Origin of the sequence: Paraglaciecola marina (assembly GCF_004360155.1) — a bacterium.
In the GTDB taxonomy this organism is placed as follows: domain Bacteria; phylum Pseudomonadota; class Gammaproteobacteria; order Enterobacterales; family Alteromonadaceae; genus Paraglaciecola; species Paraglaciecola marina.
In genome coordinates, this window is the sequence record NZ_SAIS01000016.1 from 38745 (window position 1) to 50940 (window position 12196).

Here is a 12196-nt window from a genome sequence, read left to right on the forward strand (position 1 = left end):
TTATTGTTGGTTTCAACTAAAGTGACAATTAGTTAGGGTGATAGCCCAATCGTAAACCTGTAGTTAAATGTGTGTGTTTGGCATAGATAATTAAACTCAGTTGTTTACTACATCTAGTGCCAATCAAAAATACGGTTTAGCTGGCAGGCCTTTATCTGTAAATTTAGGAGCGCCGGATGCAAAAAAAAGCAGCATTAGATGAAAAAATTTATGTTTTAGATACCAATATTCTCCTCCACGAACCTCTCGCCTTTTTATCTTTTAAAGAACACGATGTTGTTGTTCCCATGACAGTCCTCGAAGAGCTCGATTACATTAAAGACAGCAAAAAAGACGTAGCCAGAGACGCTCGAGTTTCCATAAGAGCGATGGAAGACTTACTTCATGAAGCCACCCCTGAGGAGCTGATGCAAGGTGTTTCTATGAAGGGACTCGGAGCTGGCGAAACTGCCCCTACAGGTAAATTATCTATTTTTGTTGACCACGGTATGCCTGTATCTCAGCAGGTCTTTACCAGTAATGAAAATGATAACCGTATTATTAATAGCGCCCTTTATTTACAAAAATCACAACATCCGAAGCATATTGTTTTAGTCACTAAAGACATTAACATGAGGCTGAAAGCGAAAGGTGCCGGCCTAGCTCATGTTGAAGATTACCGTACCGATCAACTTGTTACCGACATCAAGTATTTATCAAAGGGCTATCACGAATTCCCAGGCAGTTTTTGGGATATGGTTAAGGCAGTGGATAGCCGAACCGAAGGCCGAGATACAATTCATACTATCGAGAAAAAAATACTGCCAGAAGCATACGTTAACGAGTTTTTAATTGACGAAAATAAGAGTTTTGCAGGTGTTGTTGAGTCTATTAATGGCGATTACCTTGAAGTACTAGATTTAGGGTTCGACAGATTAATGAGTCACAAGGCTTGGGGCATACACCCTAAAAATATTGGCCAAGCCATGGGGCTACATGCCTTGCTTGATCCGCATATTGATTTAGTGGTCCTGACAGGGCCAGCGGGAAGTGGTAAAACATTGCTAGCGTTAGCCGCAGCCTTAGAAATGGTTGTTGAGAAGAACATGTACGATAAGATTATTGTTACTCGAAGTACCCCTGAAATTGCTGAGTCTATTGGTTTCTTACCGGGTACCGAAGAGGAAAAAATGGCGCCTTGGCTCGCGGCGATTACTGATTCATTAGAGGTACTCCATAAAAATGATGAAAACACTAAAGGCTCTATGAGTTACATCATGGAAAAAGCCAATATACAGTTTAAGTCGGTTAATTTTATGCGTGGCCGTAGTATTCAAAATGCCATTGTTATTTTGGATGAGTCACAAAACCTGACAGCATCACAGCTGAAAACCATAATTACGCGCTGCGGCGAGGGCACTAAGTTAATTTGTAGTGGTAACTTGGCACAAATCGATAGCAATTACTTAAGTGCGGTTACTTCTGGTTTAACTTATTTGGTTGAGAAATTTAAAAACTTCTCTGGTAGCGCCACGATAAATCTAGACGGAGTGGTACGTAGTCGCTTGGCAGAGTTTGCTGAAGAGCAGTTGTAATATGGGCTGTTATTAAATTATTAGTTTGTGAATATTTTGATTTTTGTGAGGTTTTAAGGATTTTTTTAATTTTACTAGTCCAGAATTATTCAAATATAATTTTGGACTAATTTTTGTCGAACCGAATATAAAGTGTTGAGAGATACTCACTCTGATACTTATATCATTGAGAGCAAAATCCTTTAAACTTTATTGGTTGAAAATAGTGCAGTCGTACTATTTTGGTGAGGAGTATTATTCTTTTAAGTTAAATGTGCTTCTTTGATAATGTAAATAGCCGAAGCGTAAGTCATTTTAATCGTTTTATCACAACTGCTTGCGTACTTTTTATCGTGTCCAATAAAAATAGCGTGACCTTCAATAGTAGAAGAAATAAATAAAGCTATAGAATCGGCTGTTTCCTTATCTATTTTGGGGTTTATTTGTTGCGCGATTTCTGCATAAATTTTGCGATATTCTTCGTACATATGTTGTACTAGGGCGTCAACATTTTCGTCGTGATTTGATAGAGACCACAATTCAGGAAAGAACCGAGTTGTTTCGAAAGTGGTTAAGTCCTTAACAACATATTGAATAACCTCGTAGAGGTAATCTTCAGGGCATCCTACTGTGTATTTAAGAGATTCTATTGTAAGTAAGTATTCACCAATTACACTCTTTAGCATAGCGTCAAATAATTCATTCTTTGTGGCAAAATAGTGCTGTAAATTCCCAACGGATATACCAACTTTTTTAGCTACTTTGCGAAAAGAGAAGTTTGTATATCCCTCTTCAATAATTAGCATTCTAGTGGTATCAATTATTTTTTTTTGCTTTTCTACCCCAGCTTTATATGAGCCTCTTTTTTGGCCGTTGTTTTTGTTATCTATCATTAATTCAATTGTTATCCGGTTAATTGTTTTACTTAACATTTCATCCTAGTTTACAAGTCTAAATCTATAAAATAGTACAGTTGTATTGTTTTGGCCTAATGTTTGCTATTTGATTTGTGAAAGCGTGCAAAGCATCTTTTGGACTTCACATAAATAAACACACTTGGGGGCGACAAAATGAATAAAAATAATATTGTAGCAGCTCTTAGCTTGCTTATCTCTGGGCAAAGTTTAGCACAGGCTGAACAAGAGCAAGCCTCAGAAGGTGGGGCTGATTCCGTTTTTGAAGCAATAACAGTGGTTGCGCAAAAGCGTACGCAAAGTATACAAGATGTAGGGATTGCAATTACTGCTCTTAATGGTGACCAATTAGAGGCGTTAGGTTTTGACAATGCTCAACAAGTCACAGCAATGGCGCCTGGTGTGCAAACTGTACAACCTAATGGTGAGGCCAATTATTCTATTGGTATACGGGGAGTTACTAATTCAGATTTTACCACTAATGTTGAAAGCCCGGTGGCGTTATACACTGATGAGGTATACATAAGTCAAATGTCAGGCGCAGGTTTTAGTTTGTTTGATTTAGAACGAGTAGAAATACTGCGTGGACCTCAAGGCACTTTATTTGGTCGAAATGCCACTGGCGGTTTGGTGCATTATCTTACAAAAAAGCCAACTTTCTATCTTGATGGATATGCAAAATTAACATTAGGATCTCATAATCAGCGTACGTTAGAAGGAGCTATTAGTAACGAGATAACAGACAAATTAGCAGCTCGCGTATCTATCAACGCCAACTTTGCAGATGGTTATGTTGAAAACCGTTATACAGGTGACAAGCTGAATAACGCCAATGATAAGACTGCTAGGGTACAATTTCTTTATACCCCTACTGATGATGTTGAAGCTTTATTAAATTTTCGCTATTCAGTACAAGATATAGATACTGGTTTCTTTGAAAATGTAAGTTCAATAAGAACAGGGGAGCTAACCCCAGATGAGTTCAATCCAGTTTTAGAATACATAGATAATGACGGCGATGTGTATGCCGGTGACTATGATGACCCAGGCTTTAATGAGCTAGAAACAAACGGGGCAACTGCAACAGTAAAATGGGACATTAATGACGATCTAAAATTTGTTTCTATCACTGATGTATCAAACGTTGATCGGACTTATATTGAAGACAGTGATGCATCGCCTGTCCCCCTGTTTAATTTCTTTCTGACGACGGATGCTAAACAATTCTCTCAAGAGCTTAGGTTTGAAGGTACTGTAGATGACCTTTTATGGGTTGCCGGCGGATATTATTTAGATTTAGATATTAATGATTCAAATGGGGCCATTAGTGAGCCCTTTATTGGTGGTGGCGGTACCACTGTAGCTGGTAGTGAAGGTGGTTTATACAATCCCTATGTGTCTACCTTAGAGTCTACCTCTGCATTTGCTCAAATAGAATATCCGTTGAGTGAGCAACTTGAGTTAATTGCGGGCCTACGTTTTATTCGAGATGAGAAGTCATTTGATTTTAGCGTTAATGCAGTTGAATTTTTGGATCCTTCGTCAGAACCAGGCTTTGCTAGTGCAGATAATTTAGTTTTACAGGCCGAGTTAGGTGCTTATGAAGATACCCGTGAAGATACTGAGATCGCAGGACGATTACAGTTCAACTGGAAGGTCAATGATAGCACCCTTACTTATGCTAGCTGGAATCGTGGCGTGAAAGGTGGAGGGTACAACGCACCTATCTTTCCTTTAACAGCGCCAAATGGATATGACGACGCCACCTTGTCTTATGAGCCAGAACAATTAGACGCTTATGAGATTGGCTTGAAAATGGATGTAGCTGATTTAGGGCGTTTGAACCTTGCCGCTTATTACTATGATTATGAAGATTATCAAGTATTCAATATCATAGGCTTGGACTCTATCACCATCAACTCCCCAGAATCAACAGCAAGTGGTTTCGAGGCTGAATTTCAAGGGCAATTAACTGAAAACTTTGGTTTGTTATTAGGTGCGGCTTATAACGATGCAGAAGCGACACTTGCTGATGGCGTCACTACAACAAGACCAGTGCAATCACCAGAGTGGAACCTTAATGGTTTACTACGTTATGAGGTCCCTCTTAGTTCAGGTTATATCGCCATTCAAGGTGACTTTGTTTACCGAGATGACGTGAAGTTTTCACTTGTAGAAGCTGAAACTGTCCAACAACAAGCTTACACCCTGTTCAACGCCTCTATTTCTTACACCACTGATGATCAGCTTTGGCAGATAAGGGCTTTTGTTAACAACCTAACCGATGAAGAGTACATAGTTCAAGCATTTGACCTGTCTGGCACTGATGTATTTGGCATGACAGAGCAATACTACGGTAAGCCACGCTGGGCTGGTGTGTCTGTCAAATATAGTTTCATGGACTAATTAATTGTTGCGCACAAGTGTACGTGCCAACACCATTTTAAATAGGAGTGTAATAAATGAATAATAGACTGCTAAAAATAGTATCAGCGTTGGCCTTTGCGAGTTTGTCGTTGTTGGTAAATGCCGAGCTTAAACCAGAGCCTATACCGAGTGTCACTCAGTTACCTGCTGATTACCCCGATTCTTGGATTTTTGCTCACGATGCTAATTTTCATGCATTAATTTCCGGCAAAGTAGCCATTATAGATGTAGCAGCCGACACCAATGAATATAAGGGGTTTGTGGATGCGGCGATGATGGCGAGTTTTGTTGAATCAGAAAAGCGTTCAAAACTTTATGTAGGCGAAACATTTTATTCCCGTGGAACCCAAGGTGATAAAACTGATGTTTTGTCCATTTACGATAAATCCACCTTATTGAAAACCAAAGAGATTATTCTACCTAAGGCTAATCGCGGTCAGATGGTTTCAAGTAAGTATATGATGCAGTTGGTTAATGATGAGAAGTACTTATTATTATTGGCCTTCACGCCTGCTTCTTCTGTGATTGTAATAGACACCAAAACCGAAGAGATCATAAGCGAAATTCCTATTCCGGGTTGTAATTTAATTTACCCAGCAGGTAAGTCTGGTTTTGCTTCTCTGTGTGGTAATGGTGGTCTGAAATCCGTGCAATTCGATGAGAAGGGCGAAGTAATTGTTCGCTACGATATTGATTCATTCTTCAGTGTTGACGACGATCCACTCTTTGATAAGCCGGTTTACATAGGCTCTACCGCATACTTTATGTCATACAAGAGTCGTGTTCAGCCTATCGATATGTCAAAAGATAGGCCAATATTATTACCCGCATGGTCTCTTGTGACGGATGAAGAAATGAAAGAGAACTGGCGTCCGGGTGGTTGGCATTTCGCTGCGTCTGATAACAAGCGACTTCTGTATGTAGTTATGCATAAAAATGGTTATAACGGCAGCCATAAATTTGGTGGAGAAGAAGTCTGGGTATTTAACACCACTACTCATAAAAGAGTTAAGCGTATTATCCTGAAAAACAACGCGTTTTCAATTGAAGTCACAAAATCGAAAACGCCTTTATTAGTCGTCAACAACGTATCCATGACCTTAGATGTATACAGTGTCGACGGTGAATTCCAGCGTAATATTACCGTTAGTGATACAGCTATGCCGATTGTATTGCACAGTGGGAAATAACCATGGAAAACGAACTTCTAAATATTATTAACCTCGCAAGTATTAGTTTTTTACTGACATTGGTACTGGTTACTGCAGTACACAAAATCAAGCAGCCACATAAGTTTAAAAAAATACTCCTAGACTACGAGATTTTACCGGTTCAGTTAACGTTAAAACTAGCCAAGCTAGTACCTTTTGTTGAGTTGGGTGTAATAGCAACGACTATCATTGCTTTTGCTTTATCGCTGCCACTCGTCAGCTTTAGCGTATTACTAGTTTTATACGGCGCATATACCGGCATCATCCTTTTTGCATGGTTGAAAAAACGCTCATTACTGGATTGTGGATGTTCGATGAGCACTTCGGTAGTGGCAGTATCTCCGAAGTACTTATTGGTGCGTAATTTAGCGTTAATGCTGCTGGTTGGGGTGTATTACGTAACGGCACAACAAACGGCTTTTACATTGGGACAATGGCTAGTAGGACTTGCCATATCCTGTTTTGTATTTATCGCATATAGCAGCCTAGAAGGGCTGGTTGAGAATCAAAGTTTAATAAATAAATTGAAGGTGAAACATGACTAATTTACTAATTATTTCAAATATATTGCTGTGGGTGACTGTATTAATTTTCGCTGTCATCATATTTGCTCTTATCCGTCAAATTGGCGTCCTGTATGAGCGTATTGCTCCCGCAGGTGCATTGTCTGTAAACCAACAGTTGAAAGTTGGGCAGGTCGCTCCTGAATTAGATGTTATTAATCAATTGACCCAACAAAGTCTGCATATTGCAGGGACATCGTCGCTGCGTAAAAGCCAGCTTTTATTCTTTGTATCCCCTACTTGTCCCGTTTGTAAATCACTCATTCCTATTGCTAAGTCTATTAGTAAAGATGAGCAAAGTTGGGTTGACTTAATTTTTGCCTCAGACGGAGAAGAGTCAGCCATTTCATCTTTCATCGAGCAACAAAAACTCGAGCAAGCTAACTTCGTTAACTCCGAGTTACTTGGCAAAACATATGGTGTTGCCAAGCTGCCTTATGCCGTCCTGATTGATGAAGATGGTACGTTGCAAGCAATGGGAATTGTTAATTCTCGCGAACACATAGAAAGCTTGTTTAATGTCAAAGAGACTGGTTATGCCAGCCTTCAAGAATATATGCATAAAAACTTTGCTTAAGGAGAGTTAGATGAAATTTTTAGAGAAATTAATTGAGAAAAGCTCTCGAAAAGTAGCCCAGAATACATCTCGTCGGCACCTACTAACTCAGCTTTCCAAAGTCATGATTGGTGTCGCTGCGGTCCCATTATTACCTGTGGCTAGAGCAAGTGAGGGGCCTACAAATGGTTACCCTGGTGTGGGTAAACAAACTTCAGGGCTTGACGGAGATCCGGGCGACCCAACTAGCTGTGATTATTGGCGTTACTGCGCTATTGATGGGTTTTTATGTTCATGTTGCGGTGGAAGTGCCACAAGCTGTCCACCAGGTACAGAAATGTCGCCTATTACTTGGATAGGAACATGTCTGAATCCGGCTGACGGCAAGAACTACATCATTTCTTACAATGACTGTTGTGGTAAGACCAGTTGTGGACGCTGCTTATGTAACCGTAACGAGAACGATAAACCTATGTATCGGCCCCAAGCCAATAATGATATTAATTGGTGTTTAGGAACAAGCAGTTCTGTTTATACATGTTCTACGGGTGTCTTGTTGGGAGTTGCTGTTGATGAATAAGTTTTGCAAGGCATTATCTGTCGTTTTGGTTAATGCACTTGTCTGTGCTTCATTTCAATTGGCGGCACAGCCTACATCTGAGTTGGGGAAACAAACATTTAATACTTGCTCAGTTTGTCATTTACCCACTGGGGAAGGTGTGCCAGGTAGCTTTCCTACCCTAAGAAAAGTGACATTGGTTGCTGAGCAGGAAGGCGGTAAGGAATACCTGATGAGTGTAGTATTACAAGGTTTGAGTGGCCAAATTAAATCAAATGGTGCTACTTACTTTGGATACATGCAGGGGTTCGCCGCTTCTTTTACAGATAAGCAAGTTGCAGCGGTCCTTAATTATGTACTGACAGATCTTGCTGAAGAGAAACTCCAAAAAGAAGACGTTATCTCTGAGTCTGATGTAGCTATTGTCCGTAATAAAATTAAGGAAGGTCATTGGCCTAAAAGTAGTGTGCTCAGAAAAAATTTAGCCATGCCTTAACGGGCTGGTTATTTTCACCAAGAAGAGGTCATAAATGGATAAAATGAAACTGTTTGTTTTAGTTTGGATAGTAATCATATTAAGTTCAATCAGTGTTTGCGGTTTTAGTAACGAATATGCTGACGCGAAGACAAATTACATGCTGCAATGTCAAGGCTGTCATCAAGCAACGGGGACAGGTATGCCTCCTGTTACTCCCGATATTAGCGAATATGGAGAGGACTTTTTAAGTTTTGAAGATGGTCGAGCCTATTGGATAAGTGTTCCTGGCGCATCAAATTCCCCTCTTTCTGATAAAGCACTAGCTGGAGTACTTAATTACATGTCTCACGAGCTACTTGGTCTTGAAAGTGCAGTACTTTTTACTGAGCTAGAGGTAGCTAAGCACAGAGCAACGAAGGTTAGGGATGTTTATGAATTACGGTTAGCGTTAATAACTCAACTTGCTAATAAGTAAACTTTTTGTGGAGAGGTTATATTGTTAGGGCATATGAGTCCTGTGTAACTCGATGACGTTGGCTTTGTTAGCCTGATATAGATTTCGTGTTCTTTACTAGGTAACTGGGGGAGTGGTAGAGCATGACTTGCTGTAGCTGCCACATTATAAAAGGTGGTTGAGAAATTTAAAAACTTTTCAGGCAGTGCCACATTGAATTTAGATGGGGTGGTAAGAAGTAGATTAGCTGAGTTTGCTGAAGAACAATTATAGTTTACCCTACCAAAAATAAAGTCCGTTAACATAGCCAGCTGTGTTCTCGGGCCTTCTAATTGTCATTTTTAATTAATGACATTCACATTTACTCTGTAACGTCTTAAAGGTAATTATATGCGCTTGCGTCACATAGAAGTGTTTCATGCTATATATACAACGGGCTCCATTACAAATGCTGCTAATTTATTAAGTGTATCGCAACCTTCTGTCAGTAAAGTTTTGACCCACGCAGAACTACAGCTTGGTTTTAATTTATTTGAAAGAGTTAAAGGTAGGCTAATTCCAACAGATGAAGCTGAGATACTATTTAACGAAGTGGATAAAATTTATAAGCAAATTCATTCCATAAGAAACTTATCTCATAATATCAAAAAGTCTCAATTTGGTAATATCACTTTGGGCATTACTCCAGCATTGGGGTTTGATGTTATTCCTGATGTGATTGCAAATTATCACCGAGATTTTCCAAATGTAAGTTTTAACATTCAAACTATTCACAACAATGCAGTGATGCAATCTTTAGTAGAGTATAAATGCGACCTAGGAATATTATTTTCGCCGAGCACTATGCCTTCTATTGTCACCACTCCACTAGCTCAGTCTGAGTTAGTGATTGTTTACCCAAAGCAAGTATTCCCTGATTGTCCTGATAAACTAAGCCTTGCCGATGTGAGTAATATGGAATTTATTGATATAAGGGATAGTGGCCCATTAGGTGAGATGTTTTTGGCTCGAATATTAGAAGAAGATATTGAGTTTAAGTCTTCAATTAATGTGCAAACTTATTTTATTGCCGTTCGGCTAGTGGCCCGAGGATTAGGCGTTTGTGTGGTAGACCGTTCCACTGCACAAGGCAACTTAACCGATAACATATCTATCGCTTCATTTGACCCACCACTAACCTTCGACATTAAAGCTGTACATTTAGAAAGCCAAAACAAAACAAAATTAATCGATGAGTTTTTACCTTATTTATTACAAGGTATTTCAAATATTTAAAACGTTTAAACCCACCTATAGCCTTAAGTTATGAGCTACAAAAACTTTGTTACTTTTATTATCAAAGTGCTCCATTACACTGCATGCAAAACTTCAAGCCCTTCTCTTTTTCTTTGGACATTAATATGAAAATTGTTACTCCTTATTTACTATTCATTGGTGATGCAACCGATCAACTTGCTATAAAAATGGCTCGAGGTGTCGCTACTTGGAGGCCTGAGCTATGTATAGGTGAATTCAGTGTAAGTGGTTGCACTGTAACTACTGGCATGGAGCAAATGACAATTCAACAAGGAGCTGAAAATGGCGCTAAATCATTCATTTTGGGGTTCGCTAATAGTGGCGGAGTGCTAGATAAAAAGTGGGTGCCTTATATTTTAGAAGCCATGGACGCAGGTATGGATATTGTGTCTGGCTTACATCAAAAACTAAGTGATATTCCTGAGCTTGTTGAAAAATCACAGCTGACTAAAAGAGCACTTTTAGATATTCGTCATCCTCAACAGAACTTTGCCACTGGCACTGGTGTGAAACGTTCCGGTAAACGTCTACTTACTGTAGGGACAGACTGTTCTGTGGGAAAAATGTACACCTCGTTAAGTATCGAAAAATCAATGCAAAAATTAGGAGTTGATGTTGACTTTCGAGCTACTGGCCAATGCGGAATCTTGATTGCCGGTCAAGGCTTAGCGGTTGATTGCGTGATTTCAGACTTTATTTCTGGCGCTTCAGAGTCACTTTCGCCAGAGAATAGTGCAGACCATTGGGATGTAATTGAAGGGCAAGGATCATTGTCTCACCCTGCTTTTGCGGGCGTAAGTTTGGGGCTGCTACATGGGTCACAACCGGATGCGTTAGTGATATGTCATGCGTTAAATCGTAGTCATATGAGAGGGCTTCCAAGTAGTCAATTCCCGAGTATTGAGACAACCATAGCATTAAACCTGCAAGCCGCTAGATTGACTAATCCAGATGTTAAGGTGGTAGGTCTTGCGGTAAACACATCCAGCGTAAGTGAAGATGAGGGTAAACAAATATGTGCAGAGCTTAGCAAAAAGTTTGACTTACCTTGTGTTGATCCATTACGTGATGGTGCAGATAGTATTGTGCAAGCTTTATTGGTCTAAGTGTTTAAAGTACGACTTCATGGGTGAACATACGTGACGCTAAGTCTCTAGCACTACTAGTGGATATTTCTGAAAGCGGCATATTGGCAGGTCCAGTTGGTTCCATCAAAGTGTAATCAACCCCTTCAATTTCATAGGTTTTTTCTGATGGCCTAAAGGGGAGTTTTATTCCTAGTAGTGCATGGTTGGGGAGATAAACCATTACCATTTTTATATCTGGTAATAGTGCTCGTACCAAACTTCCCATGAGCACACTTTTGCTATCGCAATCTCCTTTATTATTCGCTATGACTGACAATGGGGGCAGGTAACCGGCTCCATTTGAAGTCATGCGGTCTTGAAGTTCGTCATAGGGAATACTTTGAACCCAGCTCAGTAACAAGCTGATGTAATCTCGTGAATCGCTATTCTCAGGCACCATTTCATAAATCGCCTGCGCAATGGGAAGTAGCGAGGCTTTATTTTCATTAATGTATCGCAAATGGTCTGGTTTAACAGCTTCTTGCCCTAAATATGACTGAAAGCGGCTGTAGTAATTATCATTGAGATATTGGTCAAATGCTGATTCTTGGCTTTTTGCCATAGACTGACGCCACTTTCTTAACAGTTTATCAGAGCGACTTTTTACATTTACCTGAATATCTTGACCTGTTTTTTTTATTTGAACCCGAGCCTCTCGTGGGTCAATTTTACGGGCTTCTTTATGTAATTCTATGTATACATATTGTTGTGCTAAGTCAGGAACAAAGCGTTTGTGATTCTTTACATTGAATTGTTTGGAGGCTAGCCTGAAGTTAATTTCAGAAGTTTGTTTTAATTCATCATCCCAGCGATAATGGAACAAAGTTTCAGCCCCATCTTTGGTTTTGCTAAATGCTGTTTGTTTACCATGCAAGGGCATAGAGAGAAATAATATAAGAATAAACAGGCTATTACCTAGTTTGTAAGTATCTTTACACATGTGTATTTTTCTTTGATTTACTGTCCTATAAATATCAGCATAGCAGCTCTCCTAAAATATGTTTGCTAGCCACCTATTAATTTAATCGTGAAAGCTGTGGTCAATTAAGTCTTTGGGG

12 protein-coding genes and 1 pseudogene are annotated in these 12196 nt (G+C 39.6%); 11 read left to right on the forward strand and 2 right to left on the reverse strand.

Features of this window, described 5'->3' with window-relative positions:
- Window positions 1-176 precede the first annotated feature (176 nt).
- Window positions 177-1574 (forward strand): PhoH family protein, encoded by a 1398-nt coding sequence (locus EOK74_RS17665; RefSeq protein WP_133471433.1) that lies wholly within the window; start codon window positions 177-179, stop codon window positions 1572-1574.
- Window positions 1575-1816: 242 nt separating this feature from the next.
- On the opposite strand, the gene EOK74_RS17670 is transcribed toward EOK74_RS17665, so the two are convergent.
- On the reverse strand, window positions 1817-2485 hold the full coding sequence (locus tag EOK74_RS17670; protein ID WP_133471434.1) for a TetR/AcrR family transcriptional regulator: 669 nt from the start codon (window positions 2483-2485) through the stop codon (window positions 1817-1819).
- A gap of 138 nt (window positions 2486-2623) precedes the next feature.
- Between EOK74_RS17670 and EOK74_RS17675 the strand changes: the two genes are divergently transcribed.
- From EOK74_RS17675 to dgcN, 10 genes and pseudogenes are all read left to right on the forward strand, one after another.
- On the forward strand, window positions 2624-4873 hold the full coding sequence (locus EOK74_RS17675) for a TonB-dependent receptor (protein ID WP_133471435.1): 2250 nt from the start codon (window positions 2624-2626) through the stop codon (window positions 4871-4873).
- Window positions 4874-4929: 56 nt separating this feature from the next.
- A complete protein-coding gene (locus EOK74_RS17680; RefSeq protein WP_133471436.1) occupies window positions 4930-6084 on the forward strand; it encodes an amine dehydrogenase large subunit in 1155 nt (384 codons plus the stop codon).
- A gap of 2 nt (window positions 6085-6086) precedes the next feature.
- Window positions 6087-6650: a MauE/DoxX family redox-associated membrane protein gene (locus tag EOK74_RS17685; protein WP_133471437.1), complete on the forward strand. Its 564-nt coding sequence runs from the start codon at window positions 6087-6089 to the stop codon at window positions 6648-6650.
- Window positions 6643-7245 (forward strand): thioredoxin domain-containing protein, encoded by a 603-nt coding sequence (locus tag EOK74_RS17690; protein ID WP_133471438.1) that lies wholly within the window; start codon window positions 6643-6645, stop codon window positions 7243-7245. Before EOK74_RS17685 ends, EOK74_RS17690 begins: the two co-directional genes overlap by 8 nt.
- A 10-nt stretch (window positions 7246-7255) precedes the next feature.
- Entirely contained in the window at window positions 7256-7804 is a 549-nt protein-coding gene (locus EOK74_RS17695) for a methylamine dehydrogenase light chain (protein WP_133471439.1), read from the forward strand.
- The gene (locus EOK74_RS17700) at window positions 7797-8279 is read left to right on the forward strand and encodes a c-type cytochrome (RefSeq protein ID WP_133471440.1); all 483 of its coding nucleotides are present in this window, start codon (window positions 7797-7799) and stop codon (window positions 8277-8279) included. Before EOK74_RS17695 ends, EOK74_RS17700 begins: the two co-directional genes overlap by 8 nt.
- A gap of 34 nt (window positions 8280-8313) precedes the next feature.
- Window positions 8314-8736, forward strand: coding sequence for a cytochrome c family protein (locus EOK74_RS17705; RefSeq protein ID WP_133471441.1), 423 nt, complete (start codon window positions 8314-8316; stop codon window positions 8734-8736).
- Window positions 8737-8889: 153 nt separating this feature from the next.
- Window positions 8890-8988, forward strand: a pseudogene (locus EOK74_RS21330) (PhoH family protein); the annotation flags it as partial.
- A gap of 117 nt (window positions 8989-9105) precedes the next feature.
- Window positions 9106-9990, forward strand: coding sequence for a LysR family transcriptional regulator (locus EOK74_RS17710; protein ID WP_133471442.1), 885 nt, complete (start codon window positions 9106-9108; stop codon window positions 9988-9990).
- Between the two features lie 125 nt (window positions 9991-10115).
- Window positions 10116-11117, forward strand: a complete 1002-nt coding sequence (gene dgcN / locus EOK74_RS17715; RefSeq protein WP_133471443.1) for an N-acetyltransferase DgcN — start codon at window positions 10116-10118, stop codon at window positions 11115-11117.
- A 4-nt stretch (window positions 11118-11121) separates the two neighbouring features.
- Here the strand turns inward: dgcN and EOK74_RS17720 are convergent, their stop codons facing one another.
- Entirely contained in the window at window positions 11122-12078 is a 957-nt protein-coding gene (locus tag EOK74_RS17720) for a hypothetical protein (RefSeq protein WP_239024158.1), read from the reverse strand.
- Window positions 12079-12196: the final 118 nt, after the last annotated feature.